The 19,983-nt window shown below is 39.0% G+C and carries 23 protein-coding genes; 8 read left to right on the top strand and 15 right to left on the bottom strand.

Annotation, left to right across the window (positions count from 1 at the left end):
* The first annotated feature begins 38 nt into the window (after positions 1–38).
* Both ADS77_RS07970 and ADS77_RS07965 read left to right on the top strand, forming a co-directional pair.
* Positions 39–707 carry a response regulator transcription factor gene (locus ADS77_RS07970; RefSeq protein ID WP_054453814.1) on the top strand — a complete coding sequence of 223 codons (669 nt, stop codon included), beginning with the start codon at positions 39–41 and terminating at the stop codon, positions 705–707.
* Positions 700–1,869 (top strand): HAMP domain-containing histidine kinase, encoded by a 1,170-nt coding sequence (locus tag ADS77_RS07965; protein WP_054453812.1) that lies wholly within the window; start codon positions 700–702, stop codon positions 1,867–1,869. The genes ADS77_RS07970 and ADS77_RS07965 overlap by 8 nt, the downstream gene beginning before the upstream one ends.
* A 16-nt stretch (positions 1,870–1,885) precedes the next feature.
* Here ADS77_RS07965 and ADS77_RS07960 read toward each other — a convergent pair whose 3' ends face one another.
* The gene (locus ADS77_RS07960) at positions 1,886–2,875 is read right to left on the bottom strand and encodes a hypothetical protein (RefSeq protein WP_231658953.1); all 990 of its coding nucleotides are present in this window, start codon (positions 2,873–2,875) and stop codon (positions 1,886–1,888) included.
* A 107-nt stretch (positions 2,876–2,982) separates the two neighbouring features.
* Here ADS77_RS07960 and ADS77_RS07955 point away from each other — a divergent pair, with 107 nt between their 5' ends.
* Entirely contained in the window at positions 2,983–3,447 is a 465-nt protein-coding gene (locus tag ADS77_RS07955; RefSeq protein WP_054203404.1) for a YcxB family protein, read from the top strand.
* Positions 3,448–3,481: 34 nt separating this feature from the next.
* Here the strand turns inward: ADS77_RS07955 and csrA are convergent, their stop codons facing one another.
* The 7 genes from csrA to ADS77_RS07920 form a co-directional block, all read right to left on the bottom strand.
* Positions 3,482–3,673, bottom strand: a complete 192-nt coding sequence (csrA, locus tag ADS77_RS07950) for a carbon storage regulator CsrA (protein WP_054203405.1) — start codon at positions 3,671–3,673, stop codon at positions 3,482–3,484.
* An 84-nt stretch (positions 3,674–3,757) separates the two neighbouring features.
* A complete protein-coding gene (locus ADS77_RS07945; protein ID WP_054203406.1) occupies positions 3,758–4,981 on the bottom strand; it encodes an aspartate kinase in 1,224 nt (407 codons plus the stop codon).
* Between the two features lie 6 nt (positions 4,982–4,987).
* Complete coding sequence (gene alaS, locus ADS77_RS07940; protein WP_054203407.1) at positions 4,988–7,588, bottom strand: alanine--tRNA ligase; 2,601 nt, start codon at positions 7,586–7,588, stop codon at positions 4,988–4,990.
* A gap of 19 nt (positions 7,589–7,607) precedes the next feature.
* The gene (locus ADS77_RS07935; RefSeq protein WP_054453931.1) at positions 7,608–8,060 is read right to left on the bottom strand and encodes a regulatory protein RecX; all 453 of its coding nucleotides are present in this window, start codon (positions 8,058–8,060) and stop codon (positions 7,608–7,610) included.
* 11 nt (positions 8,061–8,071) lie between these two features.
* Positions 8,072–8,860, bottom strand: a complete 789-nt coding sequence (locus ADS77_RS07930) for a BPSS1780 family membrane protein (protein ID WP_054203408.1) — start codon at positions 8,858–8,860, stop codon at positions 8,072–8,074.
* A gap of 78 nt (positions 8,861–8,938) precedes the next feature.
* Positions 8,939–9,562, bottom strand: a complete 624-nt coding sequence (gene ribA, locus ADS77_RS07925; protein WP_054203409.1) for a GTP cyclohydrolase II — start codon at positions 9,560–9,562, stop codon at positions 8,939–8,941.
* Positions 9,563–9,777: 215 nt separating this feature from the next.
* The gene (locus ADS77_RS07920; protein ID WP_054453810.1) at positions 9,778–10,602 is read right to left on the bottom strand and encodes a LysR family transcriptional regulator; all 825 of its coding nucleotides are present in this window, start codon (positions 10,600–10,602) and stop codon (positions 9,778–9,780) included.
* Between the two features lie 104 nt (positions 10,603–10,706).
* Here ADS77_RS07920 and ADS77_RS07915 point away from each other — a divergent pair, with 104 nt between their 5' ends.
* Positions 10,707–11,102, top strand: coding sequence for a hypothetical protein (locus ADS77_RS07915; protein ID WP_054203411.1), 396 nt, complete (start codon positions 10,707–10,709; stop codon positions 11,100–11,102).
* Positions 11,103–11,192: 90 nt separating this feature from the next.
* Here the strand turns inward: ADS77_RS07915 and ADS77_RS07910 are convergent, their stop codons facing one another.
* From ADS77_RS07910 to ADS77_RS07895, 4 genes are all read right to left on the bottom strand, one after another.
* Complete coding sequence (locus tag ADS77_RS07910) at positions 11,193–11,402, bottom strand: cold-shock protein (RefSeq protein WP_054203412.1); 210 nt, start codon at positions 11,400–11,402, stop codon at positions 11,193–11,195.
* A 186-nt stretch (positions 11,403–11,588) separates the two neighbouring features.
* Positions 11,589–11,798 (bottom strand): cold-shock protein, encoded by a 210-nt coding sequence (locus ADS77_RS07905; protein ID WP_016706518.1) that lies wholly within the window; start codon positions 11,796–11,798, stop codon positions 11,589–11,591.
* Positions 11,799–11,979: 181 nt separating this feature from the next.
* Positions 11,980–12,189, bottom strand: a complete 210-nt coding sequence (locus ADS77_RS07900) for a cold-shock protein (RefSeq protein ID WP_054203413.1) — start codon at positions 12,187–12,189, stop codon at positions 11,980–11,982.
* Positions 12,190–12,562: 373 nt separating this feature from the next.
* Complete coding sequence (locus ADS77_RS07895) at positions 12,563–12,985, bottom strand: hypothetical protein (RefSeq protein ID WP_054203414.1); 423 nt, start codon at positions 12,983–12,985, stop codon at positions 12,563–12,565.
* A 325-nt stretch (positions 12,986–13,310) separates the two neighbouring features.
* Between ADS77_RS07895 and ADS77_RS07890 the strand changes: the two genes are divergently transcribed.
* Positions 13,311–13,940 carry an SDR family oxidoreductase gene (locus tag ADS77_RS07890; protein ID WP_054203415.1) on the top strand — a complete coding sequence of 210 codons (630 nt, stop codon included), beginning with the start codon at positions 13,311–13,313 and terminating at the stop codon, positions 13,938–13,940.
* Between the two features lie 62 nt (positions 13,941–14,002).
* On the opposite strand, the gene ADS77_RS07885 is transcribed toward ADS77_RS07890, so the two are convergent.
* The 3 genes from ADS77_RS07885 to ADS77_RS07875 are packed head-to-tail and all read right to left on the bottom strand — an operon-like array spanning position 14,003 to position 17,409.
* Positions 14,003–15,148: an ABC transporter permease gene (locus ADS77_RS07885; RefSeq protein ID WP_054453808.1), complete on the bottom strand. Its 1,146-nt coding sequence runs from the start codon at positions 15,146–15,148 to the stop codon at positions 14,003–14,005.
* Positions 15,145–15,879: an ATP-binding cassette domain-containing protein gene (locus ADS77_RS07880; RefSeq protein WP_054453805.1), complete on the bottom strand. Its 735-nt coding sequence runs from the start codon at positions 15,877–15,879 to the stop codon at positions 15,145–15,147. Before ADS77_RS07880 ends, ADS77_RS07885 begins: the two co-directional genes overlap by 4 nt.
* A gap of 3 nt (positions 15,880–15,882) precedes the next feature.
* Complete coding sequence (locus ADS77_RS07875; protein WP_054453803.1) at positions 15,883–17,409, bottom strand: alpha/beta fold hydrolase; 1,527 nt, start codon at positions 17,407–17,409, stop codon at positions 15,883–15,885.
* Between the two features lie 92 nt (positions 17,410–17,501).
* Here ADS77_RS07875 and ADS77_RS07870 point away from each other — a divergent pair, with 92 nt between their 5' ends.
* Genes ADS77_RS07870 through ADS77_RS07860 form a run of 3 tightly spaced genes read left to right on the top strand, consistent with a single transcriptional unit; the run spans position 17,502 to position 19,956 of the window.
* Entirely contained in the window at positions 17,502–17,876 is a 375-nt protein-coding gene (locus tag ADS77_RS07870) for a GntR family transcriptional regulator (RefSeq protein ID WP_008167164.1), read from the top strand.
* 2 nt (positions 17,877–17,878) lie between these two features.
* Positions 17,879–18,715: an ABC transporter ATP-binding protein gene (locus tag ADS77_RS07865; RefSeq protein ID WP_054453801.1), complete on the top strand. Its 837-nt coding sequence runs from the start codon at positions 17,879–17,881 to the stop codon at positions 18,713–18,715.
* Positions 18,712–19,956 carry a hypothetical protein gene (locus ADS77_RS07860; RefSeq protein WP_054453799.1) on the top strand — a complete coding sequence of 415 codons (1,245 nt, stop codon included), beginning with the start codon at positions 18,712–18,714 and terminating at the stop codon, positions 19,954–19,956. Before ADS77_RS07865 ends, ADS77_RS07860 begins: the two co-directional genes overlap by 4 nt.
* The last annotated feature ends 27 nt before the right edge of the window (positions 19,957–19,983 follow it).

Genomic DNA, 19,983 nt, shown 5'->3' with positions numbered 1-19,983 from the left:
AAATTTACTCTCTAAAAATAAGCAGGCCCTAGAACACCATGATTATATTATTAGTTGAGGACGACGCAATTCTTGCACAACAAGCTATTACCTTTTTAGAAAATGAAGGTATTGAGGTGGACTATGCCCGCTCTTTAGCGCAAGCAAAAGGGATTTGTGTTGGGCAACATTATGATGCCATTATCCTTGATATCAACTTACCCGATGGCACTGGTTTATCATTAGCACAACAATGGCGTGATACTAACACCGCGCCTATTTTATTCCTCACTGCACGCTGTGCGCTTGAAGATAAACTCGCCGCATTTGCAGCAGGGGCACTTGATTATTTAACCAAGCCATTTGCACTTGAAGAGTTAGTTATAAGAATAAAATTACTTGCAAAAAAACATAGCTGTGAAGCCACACACTTTAATCTTGATACCCTGAGTATCGATCTAGAAGCTAAAATTATAAAACGAGCGCAGCGCACTATTATTTTATCACCTCAACAATGGACTTTAGTCGCTTTATTACTAAGGCATAGCCCTGCTCCAGTGAGTAAAGAGATGATAATAAATACAGTTTGGCCAGATAAAGATGTAAATAACAACATGTATAAGTCACTACTTACGCGACTAAGAACGAACCTCACTAAAGATGACGAGGTGGAGCTACTGCATACGTTAAAAAAACAAGGCGTAGCGCTTAGGTTGGCAAATGACTAAAGTAAAACAACATTCAATCAGCCAATTTTTAGTATTACGTACAGCCATTACACTACTCACGATTATAGTGATTTGGATAGCTATCGTATTAAATAGCTATCACTATGCATTAGATGATACCGCCGCACATTACCTGTTTTATGATGCGGAGCAATTAGCTGAAAACCATTTGGCGCAGCCTTACATTGATGATTTTAAAATTGTTACTAAAAACATAAACGACTTACCAGCTTGGATCATTGACTTATGGCAGCAACAGCAACTAGAGCTTAACGAGGTATCGCTATTACAACACAATCGTGATGATGTTTATATTTTGCCATACAGCACAAACACCACTCCAATATTTGTAGTTCATTATTTTGCCCAAGCAGAGTCCCTCTCTTTACTCCCTTGGTTAGCGCTTATAGCTGGGATACTCACTGTCGTTATTATTGTTATCAACATAAATAGTGCGAAAAAAATCATCACTGAAACTTTAAAGCTACATGCCACTGTCCATGATAAGAAAATTCGTACTTTTTATTTTGATGAATTTGATACTGTTGCAATTCAGTTGAGGTCAATTAGAGCGAAAGAGCAAGATGCACAACAAAAAGAGCGTTTACTGTCCGCTTTTTTAAGCCATGAAGTGCGAACACCATTGAGCCAAATAAACCATTGTTTGTCTTTATTCGCCCAGCAAGATGATTTACCACTTGCGGCTCTACCTATAATAGATCAACTGTCTCATGCACACAAAAACCTCACCACAAGTAGTGATGCTATTTTAGCATTATGGCAATTAGAAGAATGCCACTTACACGAGGTAAACTTAACTACCTACCTTAAAAATTGGCAAACTAATTTAGCGAACAAAGGTGTGTGCATTGTTCTTAAAATGAGTATAAAAACTTTAAAAATCAAAACTTACAAGCCATTACTGAATTTAATGTTAGAACAAATCAGTAGAAATTATCAACATTATGCAAATGGCGATTTACAGGTAACTCTTTGTGAAACTGGCATTACATTTACTAATACTACGAATAAAGACATTACCCAAAAAGGCAATGGACTTGGCTTTATGATCATCAACCAAGCCTGTAAACAACTAAACTGGCACTATAATGTCACCCAGCAAGCAGATATGTTTACTGTGCGCTTAACATTCAATTATTAACTTAAACATAGATTGCTCAGTTACAGATTCTTACTAATGGTTTGTTGGTTTTAAGGCTCGTAATTTGCCAGTTTATCCCGTTGCTATCTTTACTTTCAGTAATGCTAACTTGGGCAATATCGCTAAACATATAGTCGCCGGGTGCATTTAAACGAGTTAAATTAGCAGCTAACTTTTGTTGGCAAAACTCACCGGTGTCGCCATGAATGACAAGTACAGGTTTTGCCACCGATTGGGCGAACTGCGCTAGTGCATCACGATAGATTTTAAAGCCATCACAATTGGCAGTAACCAACTCACTGCATGCAGCTTGCTCTGTTTTATGAGTATAAATATCGGCCTGAAAAGCTATAACATAGGCTTTGGCTTTTGGGTCTGCTTGCGCTAACCAGCTAAGGTTATTGCTATCTCTTAAGTCTGCGTGGTGATAAGCCATTTGCTTATCACTTTTTAATACTTGCCGACGACCATTATGAGTCCCCGCTATATGCAGCGTCATAAATTCAACGTCAGCGAACTGCCAACGCGCATTTTCTGTCATACTCGTTTGGCGTTTAAAGCCCGTCAGTGTAGTCACTTTTTCAAGGTAAGCCTTATCAAACATCAATTCTTTTATAAAAGCCAAACGCTCTAGCTCATCATAACGAGGGGTTAAGTTTTCACGGTCGCAGTCGGTCCAATCATTATCCCCTGGTGTAAATACAAATGGCTGCTCTGTTAAAGTACTAAGCAGTTGCTTATGTGTTGTAAGTAACTTATCAGTGCATGGCTCTGCGCCCGCTTTCATATCACCTAAGTGCATTAAAAAACCATGAGGAGTTTGCGCTATTTTTTTACCTAAAAGACCTGTGGGGGCTAAGTTTTTATGATCAATAATTGTATAAGGCATGTCTGCCATAACCAAAAAATCTGTCACCGGTTTTGCTTCTATTGGGCTAGCACTGAGTGAGCTTGCACTTACCAACACAATGATCGAACTCATTAAACCAAACATATTACCCATCATAAAGCGTCATTATTTTGTTTAACATCTCATAATGAAAGCCAAAAGAAACGGCTTTTTTTAATTAAGCTTGCTAAAATAGCGCAACTGTTAGAATCAATAGTAAAACTATGTTATTCACTACAAGCTACACCCTTGATAAACCTTATTTTTATGAATGTTTTGATGAATCATTGCCCTATAGTGGACAAGCAAAACCTAAATATGCTTTTTTAGCATTGCTGGTAAGCCTTGGGCTGATTGCAATATATGTAATGGATAAGCACTATTTAGGCAACTTTATGATCATGGCTGCTGTATTGGAGTGTGTTGCTTTTTACTACCGTAGACCTTGGTGGGTAACGCGTCAAATGCTCAGTCGTGCATCAGGTTCAGAAGCGACCCTAACGATTGATAAAGAAGGGTTTAAAAGCGTTAATCCGTATAAAAGCTATCAACTTGAATGGCAAAACATTGATGAAGTGATCTTTACTAATCAAGGCATTGTTTTAAAAAGTAGTAAAGGTATGCAATATATTTCAAACAGCGTACTCACTGATGACGTTATTCAATACATAAAAAAAAGAGCCACTTAATAAGCGGCTCTTTCATATCAATTCAATTGGCTAATTAATCGTTGCCCGGATTCGGGTTAGACTTTTCAGCTTGGATACGCATGTAAATTTCTTCACGGTGTACCGATACGTCTTTAGGTGCATTAACACCAATACGTACTTGATTTCCTTTAACACCTAGTACAGTGACTGTTACTTCGTCACCAATCATTAGGGTTTCACCTACTCGACGAGTTAGTATTAGCATTCTCTTGCTCCCATTATTCCAATAAATTAAAAGATTCCGCGTTCGTATCTTAAAGAAAATAAGCCTTAAAAGTAAGTAAAAACTCTAAATCGATTCATTTTCCGTTAAAAAAACCTTATGTAATGCACGTACTGCCAATTCTAAGTATTTTTCATCTATTAAAACTGAGATTTTAATCTCAGATGTTGATACTAATAACACTTGAATATTCTCTTTTGCTAATGCATCAAAAAATAAACTTGCCACACCTGAGTGTGATTTCATACCTACACCAACGGCTGATACTTTAGCTACTGAGCTACAACCTGAAACATCATCACTGTTAATACAGTGGGGATTATTACGTAATACTTCAAGCGATTGATCAAAATCATTAGTGTGTACTGTAAAAGCATAGTCTATTTTTTCAAAGTTATGATTAACTTGATTAATCATATCTATTTCGATGCCATTTTCTGAAAAAAGTTTCAATATTGACGCTAAATACTCAGTGCCACTAGGCACACCATTAACGTTAATAAGACTTTCGTCACGATTAAAAGCAATACCAGAGACCACATTACTTTTCATATCGGTTTCCTCAAAGCTAATTAGTGTGCCTTGATCTGGGTTAAAACTCGACAACACCCTTATCGGTAAATTATATTTACCAGCGGCTTCTACACAGCGAATATGCAATACCTTTGCACCGAGGCTAGCCATTTCTAACATTTCTTCAAAAGTGACATGACTCATACGCCGCGCTTTAGGCTCAATACGAGGATCGGTTGTATAGACTCCGTCAACATCTGTGTAGATTTGACATTCATCGGCACCTATTGCACCTGCAATCTCAACTGCAGAGGTATCTGTACCGCCACGACCAAGCGTTGTAATATTACCTTCAACATCACGCCCCTGAAATCCAGCTATAATTGCAATGCGATTATGCTCAAGTTCATGTTTTAGCCTTGTTGCTGCTACGTCTTCAATACGCGCTTTACCAAACATATTATCAGTACGAATATTCACTTGATCTGCTAATAAGCTCACCGCAGAATGGCCACGCTTTATAATAGCCATAGCAAGTAGTGCTACAGAAACTTGTTCACCCGTTGTTAGAAGTACATCGAGTTCACGGCTGCTCGGACGAGCATCGATTTGTTTGGCAAGATTGATGAGGCGGTTAGTCTCTCCAGACATTGCAGAGAGCACCACCACCACTTGATGTCCTTGTTGCTTAGTTTTCACAACAAGGTCGGCAACAGCTTCTATACGCTCAATAGAGCCTACCGAAGTGCCACCGAACTTTTGAACAATAAGCGCCACTTAAGCTTAAGTACGCTCAGTTAACCAAGCTGTAACACTATCAAGTGCTGCGCTTAAATGTTGTGGCTGCGAACCACCGGCTTGTGCCATATCAGGGCGACCGCCGCCCTTACCGCCAACTTGAGACGCCATGTGGTTCACAAGCTCACCCGCTTTAACTTTACCGATTAAGTCTTTCGTAACACCAGCAATCAGGCTTACTTTGTCGCCATCAGCAACGCCTAAAGCAATAACACCTGAGCCAATCTTATTTTTAAGATCATCAACCATGCCGCGTAACGCTTTTGATTCAGTGCCTTCAACGTTTGCCACAAGTAGCTTAATACCATTAATTTCAACGATTGAATCAAGTAAAGATGCACCCGCTGCGCTTGCTAACTTATCGCTTAACTGTGCAATTTGTTTCTCAAGGCCTTTTGATTTTTCAAGCAAAGCGGTTACTTTTTCAAGCACTGAGGCGCTATCGCCTTTTACCAGTGCCGCTACATCGTTTAAATGCTGCTCTTGCGTGCTCACGTAAGCTATGGCATCAGCGCCTGTTACCGCTTCAATACGACGTACACCAGCAGCAATACCACTTTCAGATACGATTTTGAATAAACCGATATCACCGGCACGATTTACGTGAGTACCACCACACAGCTCAATCGAGTAATCGCCAATGGTGACTACGCGAACTTCGTCATCGTATTTTTCACCAAATAACGCCATTGCGCCTTTTTCTTTGGCCTCATCGATTGCCATCAACTCAGTGTTAAGGGCAAAGTTACGACGAATTTCGTCGTTTACTACACGCTCAATTTCACGTAGCTCAGCTTTAGTAACCGCTTCAAAATGCGAGAAATCAAAACGTAAACGTTCAGGGTCTACTAATGAGCCTTTTTGCGATACGTGGTCGCCTAATAACTGACGCAGTGCTTCGTGTAGAATATGCGTAGCAGTATGGTTCTTTTTAACGCGATCGCGACGCGCATCATTAATGTTTGCATCTACTTTGTCGTTCACACCAATACGACCCATCACTGTTCCGTGATGTGCAAAAGCATTACCAAGCTTGGTTGTATTAGTAACAGTAAATTCACCACCGGCAACTGTTAGCGTGCCTGTGTCGCCAACTTGGCCACCTGATTCAGCGTAGAATGGTGTACGGTCCAGCACTACAATACCTTGTTGGCCATCCTCAAGTACTGATACCGTTTCACCTTGTGCGAACATTTCGATTACAGTACCGCTATAATGTGTTGCAGTGTAGCCTTTAAAGTCTGTGTGTTTATCAGATTTTAATTGTTGGTTGTAATCTGCACCAAATTTACCCGCTTGCTGGGCAGTCTTACGCTGCACAGCCATGCACTCTTGGAAGCCTTGCTCATCAATACTCATAAAGCGCTCACGGGCAACGTCAGCGGTTAAATCAGCAGGGAAACCGTATGTATCATAAAGTTTAAAGACTAATTCACCAGGGATCACATCACCGGTTAAACTAGTTAAGCTATCTTCTAAAATAGCTAAACCACGCTCAAGTGTTTTACCAAACTGCTCTTCTTCGATACGCAGTACTTTTTCAATAATTTCTTGTTGTTTTGCAAGCTCAGGGTACGCTTGACCCATTTGCTCGATTAACGCCGCTACTAATTTATAAAAGAAAGAACCTTGTGCGCCTAGTTTGTTGCCGTGGCGAACCGCGCGGCGAATAATGCGGCGCAGTACATAACCACGACCTTCATTTGATGGCATTACACCATCTGAGATCAAAAATGCACATGAACGAATATGATCCGCGACTACGCGCAGTGATTTATCATCCATATCTTGTGCATTGGTCACTTCTGCAGCTGCTTTAATCAAGCCTTGGAATAAATCTATTTCGTAATTTGAATGTACGCCTTGTAAAATAGCGGCAATACGCTCAAGACCCATGCCCGTATCAACAGACTGCTTAGGAAGCGGCTCCATCGCACCGTCGCTTTGACGGTTATACTGCATGAATACCAAGTTCCAAATTTCAATGAAACGGTCGCCATCCTCTTCAGGCGAGCCTGGAGGGCCGCCCCAAATATGTTCGCCATGATCATAAAAAATTTCAGAACATGGGCCACATGGACCAGTGTCACCCATTGACCAAAAGTTATCTGAGGTAGCAATACGAATAATACGCTCTTCAGGCAAACCAATTTCGTTAGCCCAATAACCAAATGCTTCTTCATCGTCATGATAAATAGTAACAAGCAGTTTTTCTTTAGGTAGTTTTACTACGTCGGTTAAAAATTCCCAAGCAAACTTAATCGCGTCTTGCTTAAAGTAATCACCAAAACTAAAGTTACCTAACATTTCAAAGAATGTATGGTGACGGGCTGTGTAGCCTACATTTTCTAAATCGTTATGCTTACCACCGGCACGCACACAACGTTGTGAGCTTGTTGCACGGTTATAAGGGCGACTTTCTGCGCCTAAAAATACGTCTTTAAATTGTACCATGCCGGCATTATTAAATAATAATGTCGCATCGTTACCCGGAATAAGCGAGCTTGATGGAACAATTTGATGTTGTTTACTGGCAAAAAAGTCTAAAAACTGTTGCCTGATCTGTGCGGTAGTCATGTGCTGCATGTGAACGTCTCACCCATTTTTACTGTGCTTGCATTGCAAAATCTATTTGTTCGTAACTGAACCCTCGATACATTAAGTAGCGCACGCGCTTAGCTTTTTCTTTGTGATCGAAGTCGTCCTGTGAATTTGAATATTTCTTTAAATACGCATCCTGCGCTAACTCAAACCAATCTATTTCAAATGATTCAATAACACTTTCTAAAAGTGTTCGGTCAATCCTTTTTCCCATGGCTTCGCTTTGTATACGCTTTAAACCATGTTTTTTAGCAATATGACGACGAACAAACCCTTCAATATAACGCTGCTCATTAATAAAATTGTGCTCTTCGCACCAATCTAATAAAGCCTCGATAAATTCAGGCGTTGCCTCTTTTTGCTGTAATTTTTGGGCTAACTCTCGACGCGAATATTCTTGGTGTCCGAGTAACCAAAGTACATAATTCTTTAGCTTTTTTTGTAAAGCTTCATCCATTTCATCAGCCATTACGCGTCAAAACGACCGCTGTCATCATTATGCTGCTGCGCCACAGGCTTTTCATCTGCTGGCGGTACAATCGGCATAAAAATAGCTTGATAAGAAACAAAAAAACTAATGTAACAAATCGGCATTAAAACCAACAGAGGCAAGAATGATAAGAACATTGAAAACATCATCAAACCCGCTGCAATTGCGCCGTATATACTCAGTGGAGCCATGTTGTGATAAAACACCATAAATGAGCTTTTTAGCACTTCAAATATATGTTTTTGTTTATTAAAATAAACCAGTGGTACAGCGTACGCAAACGCGGTTAAATAAACCGACAAAGCAATTAAAAACAAAGCCACATTCGCCATCGAAATACTGTTAATGACTTGCTGCAATGCGATATTTGGATCTACATTTGGATTACTCATAATTTCAACCGCTTCACCAAATAAACCACTGGCTAATAGTGCCATCAGTATACCCGCTGCCATTTGGTACAATGCCAAACGTAATAGCCCCATTCGATTACCTTTAGCCGTGAAAGGCTTAAGAATATCGGCCAGCATAATTTTTCCGCCTTGCTGCTTAGTAATTACCGCTTGGTAAAAACCAGCCGTTAAAAATGGCGTTGCAAGCGCGGCTAATATTTGCAAAAAAGGCAAAAATAGCGACAGTAAGCCGACAATACCTATAAATAAGTGCATAAAAATAAAGGTAAATGGCTGTGTTTTAAAAATATGCCACCCAGCTTTAAACCATTTCAGCCCAGCATCGGCTTTAAATACTCGTAATTCAATTGACATACTAGCTCTTAAATTAGCAACAAAACACGCCGAGTATAACTCGGCGCAAGGTGGGATCACAGAGTTGAAAGCTCAAAACTATGGTTTTTTAATCTTCTTTATATCTAACATGTGCGCGCCGTGCTTAATTTTAGTTTCTAAATAAGCACGATTCCCTACGACACCCGCTTTAATATGAGCGTGAGTGCCTACAACTGAATCAACCTCAATCCCAGCATCTCGCAGTGCATTTAATTTATTTGGGTTATTTGTCATTAATTTAACATGATTTAACCCCATCGCTTCAAGCATCAAAACGGCGTCTGAGAAGTCACGTAAATCATCAGCAAACCCTAAATGGTTATTTGCTTCATAGGTATTCATACCTTGTGATTGCAATACATAAGCATCGATTTTGTTATATAAACCAATGCCGCGCCCTTCTTGGCGTAAATAGAGCAAAATACCACCCTGTTGGTTCATCATCTCAATACATTCATTGAGTTGTTCGCCACAATCACAGCGAGATGAATGAAATACATCGCCTGTTAAACACTCAGAATGCATACGGATAAGTGGTACAGATTGCTCTGTATCTGCACGGTTAAATACCAATGCAACATGCTCTTGACCATCTTTTAAACCGCTGAATGAGATTATTTCTGCGGGAATATCACTGTTTTTGCCAACATTAAGCTGGACTCTAGCTCTTACTTGCGCCACGACAAATCCAAATTTTAAGAATAAATGCGATGTTATAAAGTGTGATATTATCACGAGGTGTACTTGTATTTAAAATAATGCAACATCGCAATAAGTAATCACTATATTGAGGCAATTACCAACAATTCAAGCATTATACCTCAGATAGCGCATAGGCTAAATCGCCAATTTAACTTACCTATAATACCTTACGGCTGAGATATAAAATAAAAACTTTAAATCAGTGAGGTACCTTCGATAACTGCAACTACACTCTTTGGTAACTTTCGATAAGCTAATACAATCGAGCGCATTATAGGGTTATTTAAGACAATCGGAATATACTTTAAATCACATTCTTTTTGAATGTATGATTCAGGTATAACAGCAACTCCGAAACCTAACTTTACAAGGCCTTGAAGCTGAAAGTCATGGATAGCTTTGCCTTGATAAGTGATTGATATGTTTTCATCACTAATAAGTCTTTCAAATGCTTTTCGATTAGTGCAGTAAGGCCTTTCAATAAAGGCTAACCCTTGCAACTCATTCAAACCCACTGTTTTATTTTTCGCTAAGGGGTGATCTTTATGTACGATCAGCTTATAGCCTTCTTGGTTTAGCCCTTTAAATTTAAACTGTGGTGGTAATAATTGCTCATCAATCAGCGCTATTTGTGCTTGTTCAATAACATCAACGATGAATAAGTTAACATTTATAGGTGTATTTTTTATCAGTTCTAGAATATTAGCGTAGCGCTCGATATTTATATCCGGCTGCACATAAAGATTTAACTCGTGCACATTGCTAGGTATAAAAGCGGCCTCTAACTGCTGGTTTTGTAAAAGTAAATCACTCGCAAGTTTGTAAAGCTTATGGCCATCAGCGGTGGGTTTTATACCTCGTTTACTGCGTTCAAATAACTTAACACCTAAACTTATTTCCAGAGTTTTAATAGCATGAGTAACTGAAGGCTGAGCAATGAAACATCGCGATGCCGCTGCAGTGATTGATCCTTCCTCATATGCTGAGATGAAGTAAGTTAATGGCCTAACCTCTATCACATAATTCACCTATAGATTGATAATATAAACAATATTATACCTATAGCTATGGATTTGCTAATTTCAACTGAGAAAACAATACAATTAACCAAAAGGACTAAAAAATGATTGAACGCTATAGTGATATTGCAATTCATAAAGTTTTAAATTTATTCGAAAAAGGAAATATGGCATTACTAGATTTAATTGCTGACGATATTGATCTGCGTATAGAGCATTACAAAGATGATGCGCAAACCAGTTGGCAACAATGCAATGACAAAGCTGGCTTTATAACTTTATTAACTCGTCTAAGTACTGATATTTTTCCTAAAGGAACCCTTATTACAAGCATGGGATCTCAAGCTTTAGGGGATGGCTGGCATATAACAACCTTTGATCAATCATTTTGGTATGGTGAAGCAAAAAAAGACGTTAGCAGCCGTACTTATATTATTTCTCATGAGTTGGCAGGTAAAGTGGATTATTTTCGCGAAACTGTGAGTACGATAAGATACTGAATAAAAGAATGTGAAATGTATTAAAAATGCAGAAGTTATTTTAAATAATAATATTAATGGGTTATTGCTAACCCATTAAATTGTATGCAATTAGATGCAAACGATGTTTTCAGCTTGTGGACCTTTTTGACCTTGAGTAACAGTAAACTGTACACGTTGGCCTTCAGCAAGAGTTTTGAAACCGTCGCCTGAGATTGCACTGAAATGAGCAAAAACGTCAGGACCTGACTCTTGTTCGATAAAACCGAAACCTTTTGCTTCGTTGAAAAATTTAACTGTACCAGTTGTAGTGTTAGACATAATAGATATCCTAAAAATTAATAAAAGTGTGCCATAAAGAGGCGGTTGAGCTGGAAAAAACAAATATTTAACTGAGGATAACGCGTAGAATTATTAATAATAACAACGTGGTACGTACAAATAAACAATCTTTCTTTCAAACTTCTAAACATTAATGGGTTATTGCTAACCCATTAAATAAGGCAATTAGATGCAAACGATGTTTTCAGCTTGCGGGCCTTTTTGACCTTGAGTAACAGTAAACTGTACACGTTGGCCTTCAGCAAGGGTTTTAAAACCATCGCCAGAGATAGCACTGAAATGAGCAAAAACGTCAGGACCTGACTCTTGTTCGATAAAACCGAAACCTTTTGCTTCATTAAAGAATTTAACTGTACCAGTTGTTGTAGTAGACATAATAGATATCCTAAATATAGTAAATGTGTGTCTGTAATTCAGACGATTGAGCCGGAAAAAATATTTAACTGAGGACAGCGCGTATAATTATTACTAATAACAACGTGGTACGTACAAATAAACAATTTTTTTTCAAACTTATATATTGACGGGTTAGTAATAACCCATCAATTTAAACAATTTAGATGCAAACGATATTTTCAGCTTGCGGGCCTTTTTGACCTTGAGTAACAGTAAACTGTACACGTTGGCCTTCAGCTAGAGTTTTAAAGCCATCACTTGTGATTGCGCTGAAATGAGCAAAAACATCAGGGCCTGACTCTTGTTCAATAAAACCAAAACCTTTAGCTTCGTTAAACCATTTTACTGAACCAGTAGTTGTAGTAGACATAATAGTATCCTAAGAATTAATAAAAGTGCGCCTTTAAAATAGGCAATTTAACAAGGAAGAAAACGAATATTTAACTGAGGATAACGCGAAGGATTATTACTAATAACAACGTGGTACTTACAAATAAACAGGGCTTTCTATCAACCCGATGCGAAGAAGGATAACAGTAAATCCGACCATAGAACAAGTTTTATTTAATTTTATTTATATATTAACACGAAGAAAACTATCAAACGGTCGTGTTATTGATACTTTCAAAAGCTCTTCCCCTTGTTAACATTGTCCTGCAGCAAGATCCCACTTTATTAATAATTATTAACGATGTTGACAACTTTAATAATTATTAATAAGTGCAATGTTTATTTGTTCACTATTATTTAGCTGAAAGTTTTTCTAATAATTCGTCAATTTCAGTTTTTAGCTCTTTATCTGCGATTTTATTCGCGCTTACTTTAGCGTTTTCAAGACTTGTAATTGCAGCCTCAATTTGGCCTAGCTCTATTTGCATAGTCGCTATTGAGTAAGCGATTGATGACATGTAATCCTTCGCGTTAATTTCTACCGCTTTTGCTAATGCCTTTTCATACAATAATACTGCATCTTCAAACTCGTCAGTAAAATCTGCTAACGTTTCCCACTGAACGGGATGATCTTTATCGGTGCTTTCGTTTTCAATACACAATGCTTTTAGCTCAGCGTAAAGAGCATCAAACCTAGTTTGGTTTTTTCTTTGTGCTGCATCTACAAGCTCGCCAGCTAAATTTAAAACTATTTTATAAAGCTTAGTATTCATCATTGTTCATTGCCTTTTTTGTAAAAATAAAACCCATACTTAATCATATTATTGTGTACTAAAAATAGTGCCTCGAAAAATAAAAAAAAGACCGAGCAAGCATTAAATTAAGAAATAAAATGATAACACAGCAACTACGCTTATTTCATTTACTCCACTTTTTATTGCACGTTTCATGCAACTTTAAGATAAAGATGACCCTGTCTTAGTAAAAGCATGTTTAGTGCTTACTTGTTATATCCCCCCCCCTTTAAAAATAAATATCTCCCCCAAGCTCTATTGTTACGCGAGTAATTTAGCGATTCATTTTTAACGAAAGGAGTTAACAATGGGCAAAACATTAATCATAGGTGCAAGTGGCCAAATAGGTAAAATGACGACACAATTACTACTTAATGATCAGCAGCATGTTATCGCGCTTGTTCGCGATAAAAATAAGTTAAGCGATTTAAGTAGTAGCTACTTGGATATTATCGAGCAGGATCTTGAAAGTGACTTTAGCCAAGCGTTTGATGGCTGTGAGCAAGTAATCTTTGCCGCAGGTTCAGGTGGTAGTACGGGTGATGATAAAACGTTATTAATTGATTTATGGGCGGCAACTAAAGCCGTAAATTATGCAAAACAATATGGCATTAAGCGCTTTATCATGGTCAGTTCAATTGGTGCAGATAACCCGGATGCAATCCAAAGCGATTTAAAACCTTATTTAGTGGCAAAACACATGGCTGATAAGCATTTAATAAATAGTGGCTTAAATTATACAATCGTACGCCCAGGCTCACTCACCGACGAAGATGCTTCACTAAAAATTACCACACAACAACCCAGTGAGCGAAATGAGGCTAAAATCAGTCGAGAAAACGTTGCGAATGCGCTATTACAAATAGCCAACCATTCAACAAACGAAAATAGCATCTTTGAGTTATTCGATGGCGATAAGCCAATCACTTCACTTTAATCGCATTCCATATTAAAAGCGGCTCAACGGCCGCTTTTAATATGTTTTTAAGGTTTTTAAACTTACAAACCAAACACTACTTTTTCGCTTTTAAGCATACGGCTACTTAAATAACTAAATACGCCAAACAATATAATTGTAATCAATGTTGATAGCACTAATTGTGGCACCGGTATTGGGTTGCCTTTAATAAACTCCATGAGTGCAAATTGCTGCGCAGCAATAGGTAACCATTGCACAATATCTGTCGCAATACCGTAAGTCGTTACCATGCTTAATGCCATCGGAATAAACAACACCATCGTCACGTATGATTGCGCCTCTTTAAATGATTTTGCCGTAAACGAAACAAACACCTGTAAACTGGCTGACATAAATGCAATTGGCAAACAAACTACGGCACAAAAAAGCATAAATGACGGTGTAATGGTTACGCTAAACCCTAGCTGCTGCCACGGCACCATACCGTAAGAAAACTTCGACACCACTAGAATGATCGCTAATCCCAGCATAGAGAATGTCGCTATCGCCGCCGATTTTGCTAATACAATGTGTAAGCTACTTAATGGGTGACTTAACAATAATGATAAAGAATTACGTTCACGCTCCCCGGCACTGGTATCTATTGCTAAGTTCATTGCAGCATAAAATACAGTTAAAATCATTGATAGAGTTGCAATCCCCAAGAACATACCACCTTTAGAATCAGGTGTTGCTTGATCATTGACCTCAACCGCAAGCACTCTCATTAGTTGAGGGTCGACACCCCGTGTAATTAACCTTAAGCTAGCCACTTCAGAATTATACAAAGCAAGCGTTTTTTCCACGCGTTGAATATGTTTACGTAGCTTATCATCTGATTTATCTGCAATGAGTGTTACAGTCGCTGGGCGACCTTCGCGCATATTCTTCTGATAATCATCACTTATTTGCAATATAATTGGCTTTAATTTGCTATCCGTATTATCCGTTCCCATTGCGATATCATTGTTTTTCAAATGAGCCACTAAGTTAGGTGCTGAAAGACTATTTTCAATCGTTATTTTTAATGCATCAGGTGATGCAAGCTGTTGTAATAGCAATGTAAAAAGTATGCATATGCCAAGCGGGGCACCAATTGCATAATAAAGTCCTGCCATTACTGAACGTTTGTCACGACTGGCATCCATGACTTCTTTTTTATATAACACTTTTAATAAATTAATCATGCTGCAATTCCTTCGTCACTGCCTATCAAGTCTATGAATGCTTCTTCTAAACTGTCTTTACCTGTTCGCTCACATAACGACTCTACTGAGCCCTCTGCAACCACTTTACCATTGGCCATAATCACCACGTGGTCGCACAATGCAGCCACTTCTTGCATAACATGCGATGAAAACAGTACGCAGTGCCCTTGCGCTTTAAGTAGCAATAATAACTCTCTTAAAATACGTGTACTCATAACATCCAAACCACGTGTTGGTTCATCTAAAATAATGTTTGATGGGTTATGCACAACTGCTTGAGCCAGTGCTGTTTTCATACGCTGCCCCTGTGAAAACCCTTGGCAACGACGATCTGCAATATCATCCATGCTTAATTTTTCGAGCACTTTTGCTGTCGCTTCTTTTGCCGCAACCTCTGACATGCCGCTCAACTGCGCAAAAAAGGTTATATATTCTCTGGGCGTTAATCTCTCATACAATCCACAAGGATCAGGAAACAATCCCAAATTTTGTTTAGCTGCCATTGGATTTTTTGCAACATCAATACCATCAATCTCAGCTATACCTTTATCTGCTTTTAGCAAACCAAACACCGTTCTTAAACACGTTGTTTTGCCCGCACCATTGGGGCCAAGTAAACCCGTTATTTTACCATTTTGTGCGCTAAAGCTAAGATCGTTTAACGCATTAACATCACCAATTTTCTTTGTTAAGTTAGTTACTTTAATCATGGTTTACTCCTTGTCTTGTGCGTTTAAAGTTGCGGTCTGAGTATGCATTGGTGCAACACCATTGATATTCATAAAGAACTGTTTATCGTTTTTATCTTTGATACAGTCGGTATCAATATCTTGCATATTTTTTTGATCAATAAACTGGGCGATTATTTTAGGCGCACACGTTTGCGAGCCGATCCCATGAGTTGCAGTGGGTGATACCAAATGCGTTGCTTCACTCATGCTTACCATAGCAAGTTCAGCCCAACTTGGCGGTGTTGCTGGGTCACGCTCACCAGATAACAGTAACGTAGGTGTTGAGCTGTTAAGGGGTTGATAAAATGATTTATCTACGGCTGTTACATTTAATATTGGGCACATAATATCGAGCCCCTCTATCATCAAGCTGCCCACATACGTTTTATTATATTGCTGACGGGTTTGAACATTTAATTGTGGCCAATCTTCGCCACAAACGATGGCGTTATGCATACCCATGGCGAGCATTTCTGACATATCAGCCCCTGCCATTAAGCCCGCCAATGCTGCATAATTTCCTTGTGCAGTTTGTGTAATAACCAGTGGCACAATCGCACGACGTGAATGACTGTACAAAGCCATACGTATTGCCCCGAAAAACTTTGTTTTTGTAACAGCGAGTGTAATAGTCTCATGTGTACGCGGATGTAAAACCTGCACCTCGACTGGTTGAGCATCGAGTTTAGCCAATAAAGCTGTAAACTCAGTTTTCAAATCAGGGTATTGCTGAGCACACTGTGCGTTGGCTTCACAACGACTAAATAGGGCTGCAAGCGAGCTATCAATAGCCTCACCAATGGCAGCTAAACTTTGTTGCATAGGTACAACACCATCAAGCGTGCTGGTGATCACTGAACTTGGAAATTGACGCGTATATTCCTGCGCTATTCGCGTGCCGTAGGACACCCCATATAGATGAAACCCTTTGTAGCCAAGCGCTTTTCGTACCGCTTCAAAATCTTTAGCGGCAACGGGTGTAGTGAAATGACTTAAATCAATATTGAGCTTATCTTTACACTTTTGCGTGTCTTGCGCGCCCAGAGCAGGTAAATCAGCAAAGGCTTCATTAAATGCAAACTGCGTTTGCAAGTCATCACTGTCACACTGCAACTTATTTGAATAACCCGTGCCACGCTGATCAATCAATACTATATCGCGTGTTTCACGGGCAAATTGTAAGTTTCTATTAAAGATAGCTGCGAGATCAATTGCGCCTTGCCCTGGACCTCCGGCAAAACCAAGAATGGCTTCGTCAGGGTAACTTGGTTTAATAGCTGGAATTACAGCAAAGTGGATATCAATATTACCATCCGCCGGATTTTGCGATAAAGACTGGCTAATACTGCCACACATCAACCTATCAGCAAGCCCTTCCATGTAGCAAGGTGTGAGTAATGGTTGGTTTTTTTTATTATTATCAGCTAATACAGCTGTTGAGCCGGCCAATAATATTGGTAATATTGTAAGCTTTATCAGGCTTTTACGTAAATTAAACATGATTTTCATTAATCTTTCCCTTGTTGCATTTTACACTCAATATGATAACTTAACCTTAGTGTATCGGTGTATTAATGTATTAATACAGTAGAGAAAGAGTAATGCTAGAATTTATTAATGTCAACCCTAATAATGGCGATCCAATCTATAAACAATTGCATGAGCAAATTGTGCGCTTGATTGTGGGCGGGCAATTATTAACCGGTGAAGAGCTGCCATCAGTGCGTAAAATAGCAGATCACTTTGCTGTAAACCCGATGACGGTATCACGTGCAATCGGTCAATTGGTCGATCAAGGCTGGTTAGAGCGTCGTCGCGGTCAAGCCACCCGTGTGGCACAAAAAACATCGCAACAACCTGATCAACAAGACACCTTGCTTTTTAAGGCTATCGATCAACTCGTTCAACAAACAAAACAGCTTGATGTATCGCAAGAAGCGCTCGTCGAGCTTATAAAAAAACGATGGAAATTATAAACATGGAACAGCCCCTTCTTAGCTACAATAATATTTATAAAAGCTATGACCAACGCAGTGTATTAAACAATGTTTCGCTTGTTCTAGAGCCTGGTATGGTCATTGGTTTACTGGGTAAAAATGGTGCAGGTAAAACGACATTATTACGCAGTGCGCTTGGGTTGATAGCACCTGATCAAGGTGAGATACGTGTTTTTGGTGAACCCAGTGATAAGCTCAGCGCACAAAGTAAAGCCCAAATAGGTTATGTGCCACAACAAACATTTGGTTATGAAGGCTTTAAGGTCGCTGATGCTTTGGCACTACACCGCAGCTTTTACCCTACATGGGATCTGCAATTAGAAGCTAAATGGCTCAAACGGTTTGAGCTGGCGACTGATGCTGCAATTAACGACTTATCTATCGGCCAACGTCAAACTTTAGCGCTAATCATGGCTATGGCTTATCATCCCAAATTACTTATTTTAGATGAACCAGTAGCCAGTTTGGATCCAATAGCACGACGCGAGTTTATGGGCGACTTGTTCGACTTAGCATTAGACTCAGGCTCTGGTATTTTATTTTCCTCACATATCACATCCGATATAGAACGTGTAGCCAGTCATATAGCCCTAATAAAAGACGCCGAGCTTATCTTGATTGACGAATTAGATGTCGTACGCGATACCATTAGAAGAGTCAATTTTACAGAGCAAAACATCGATCTAAGTGCCTACCGCGTGCTTAATTTGCAAGCAAACTCAGCCATTATTTATGGCTACCAAGGAGAGCCTATTCCGGGCGCACTTGCCATCAACCATTTATCATTAGAGCAACTATTTGTGGAGCTGCATGGATGATGAATGCAGTAAAACGACCTTGGTATCAGGGTAGCCTCAATTTTTGGTTTAAAGATTTGGGCTGTGCCAGCTACTTAATTCAGGCTATTTTAGCCACAGCCGCATGTATCATTTTCATTCGTGTGGAATCGTTATCAACTATGATGATGATACTTGCTGTTGTGTGTACTTATTGTGCGCTTGCATGGCAAAGTATCCGAATGCAAGCAACTGAATGGCAATGCTTAGTCGCTGATTACTGCAAACATGTAATGTTTCAAGGTAAAGTCTTTATTGCCTTAATAAACCTCATTCTGCTGTGTAGTATTGCCCTATCGCCTAGCTTAAATAACATCAACATGCTGTTACTAGCAAACATCTTGGGCTTAAGTATTTGGTTTATTTGCCGCGTTACAAGCCACTTATTTACAACATGTTGTTATTTGGCATTCACATTCGCAATTATTATACCCACCTTTTTTGAACACTTACCTTTGTGGTTAATACCATGCTCTTTGCTGGTTTTAAGTCTAATTTTACTATGTAAGAACAAATTAGGTATGCCCTATATATGGCAAGCCGATGCACTTATAAATTACCGCCAAGGACTACAGTCAGGTTGGTCGCCCGTACCAAGTGGACTTTTATCAAATTACGGCACAGCCATAAATAAACAACTATTCCCATTGAGTTATTTTGTTGGCTCTAGTTTATCGCAATACATTATTTTATTAGTGCTCTTTTCTATCATTGCAATAGTGATAAACTTTTTTTATAACATTGCAGAGCATGTATTATTCGCTTTAACATTAATGCTGTTAGCTGCGGTTACGTTATGCCAATGGGCAAAAGCACAACGTTCACAATCGTGGGAATTACTCACCACTTTACCAATTTATAATGGGAGTCACGCAGTTAAAGTTGCCCTTAGTAACAGTGCACTTAAATTTTCATTGTTAATTGGCGTTCTGTGCTTCGTTAGTGCATCTATATTGCTACTGACCCATCAACAATGGCAACTTCTAAATGTTGCAAGTTATGCGATAGCCTGTATAGCAGCTACACTGACAAGCTTTGTTCTTGGCAATGTATTTAAAAATATAAACGTACTGAGTGTTTTATTATGTTTATCGTGTGGCGTGAGTATGGGAACTGTCAATGTAATGATTGAACATGGCGATAGCATATTGAAGCTTTTACTTATTTCACTTTATGCCAGTGTTTTGGCTGTTTTGAACCGCTTTACAATAAAATACTTATAAACTACTTCAAAAACCCTGTGCCTTTAG

Origin of the sequence: Pseudoalteromonas porphyrae (assembly GCF_001298125.1) — a bacterium.
Classification (GTDB): domain Bacteria; phylum Pseudomonadota; class Gammaproteobacteria; order Enterobacterales; family Alteromonadaceae; genus Pseudoalteromonas; species Pseudoalteromonas neustonica.
Note: the sequence above shows the minus strand (reverse complement) of the source record. Positions and strands in the feature narration are given on the sequence as shown.

What these genes read in the sequence shown, in the direction of transcription:
- ADS77_RS07935 (WP_054453931.1), bottom strand. Translation starts at nt 8,060, where the DNA reads ATGGATGAAGCTTTACAAAAAAAGCTAAAGAATTATGTACTTTGGTTA.
- csrA (WP_054203405.1), bottom strand. Translation starts at nt 3,673, where the DNA reads ATGCTAATACTAACTCGTCGAGTAGGTGAAACCCTAATGATTGGTGAC.
- ADS77_RS07875 (WP_054453803.1), bottom strand. Translation starts at nt 17,409, where the DNA reads ATGAAAATCATGTTTAATTTACGTAAAAGCCTGATAAAGCTTACAATA.
- ADS77_RS07880 (WP_054453805.1), bottom strand. Translation starts at nt 15,879, where the DNA reads ATGATTAAAGTAACTAACTTAACAAAGAAAATTGGTGATGTTAATGCG.
- ADS77_RS07890 (WP_054203415.1), top strand. Translation starts at nt 13,311, where the DNA reads ATGGGCAAAACATTAATCATAGGTGCAAGTGGCCAAATAGGTAAAATG.
- ADS77_RS07965 (WP_054453812.1), top strand. Translation starts at nt 700, where the DNA reads ATGACTAAAGTAAAACAACATTCAATCAGCCAATTTTTAGTATTACGT.
- ADS77_RS07910 (WP_054203412.1), bottom strand. Translation starts at nt 11,402, where the DNA reads ATGTCTAACACTACAACTGGTACAGTTAAATTTTTCAACGAAGCAAAA.
- ADS77_RS07960 (WP_231658953.1), bottom strand. Translation starts at nt 2,875, where the DNA reads ATGATGGGTAATATGTTTGGTTTAATGAGTTCGATCATTGTGTTGGTA.
- alaS (WP_054203407.1), bottom strand. Translation starts at nt 7,588, where the DNA reads ATGCAGCACATGACTACCGCACAGATCAGGCAACAGTTTTTAGACTTT.
- ADS77_RS07915 (WP_054203411.1), top strand. Translation starts at nt 10,707, where the DNA reads ATGATTGAACGCTATAGTGATATTGCAATTCATAAAGTTTTAAATTTA.
- ADS77_RS07905 (WP_016706518.1), bottom strand. Translation starts at nt 11,798, where the DNA reads ATGTCTACTACAACAACTGGTACAGTTAAATTCTTTAATGAAGCAAAA.
- ADS77_RS07885 (WP_054453808.1), bottom strand. Translation starts at nt 15,148, where the DNA reads ATGATTAATTTATTAAAAGTGTTATATAAAAAAGAAGTCATGGATGCC.
- ADS77_RS07955 (WP_054203404.1), top strand. Translation starts at nt 2,983, where the DNA reads ATGTTATTCACTACAAGCTACACCCTTGATAAACCTTATTTTTATGAA.
- ADS77_RS07970 (WP_054453814.1), top strand. Translation starts at nt 39, where the DNA reads ATGATTATATTATTAGTTGAGGACGACGCAATTCTTGCACAACAAGCT.
- ADS77_RS07900 (WP_054203413.1), bottom strand. Translation starts at nt 12,189, where the DNA reads ATGTCTACTACAACTACTGGTTCAGTAAAATGGTTTAACGAAGCTAAA.
- ADS77_RS07860 (WP_054453799.1), top strand. Translation starts at nt 18,712, where the DNA reads ATGATGAATGCAGTAAAACGACCTTGGTATCAGGGTAGCCTCAATTTT.
- ADS77_RS07870 (WP_008167164.1), top strand. Translation starts at nt 17,502, where the DNA reads ATGCTAGAATTTATTAATGTCAACCCTAATAATGGCGATCCAATCTAT.
- ADS77_RS07895 (WP_054203414.1), bottom strand. Translation starts at nt 12,985, where the DNA reads ATGATGAATACTAAGCTTTATAAAATAGTTTTAAATTTAGCTGGCGAG.
- ADS77_RS07930 (WP_054203408.1), bottom strand. Translation starts at nt 8,860, where the DNA reads ATGTCAATTGAATTACGAGTATTTAAAGCCGATGCTGGGCTGAAATGG.
- ADS77_RS07865 (WP_054453801.1), top strand. Translation starts at nt 17,879, where the DNA reads ATGGAACAGCCCCTTCTTAGCTACAATAATATTTATAAAAGCTATGAC.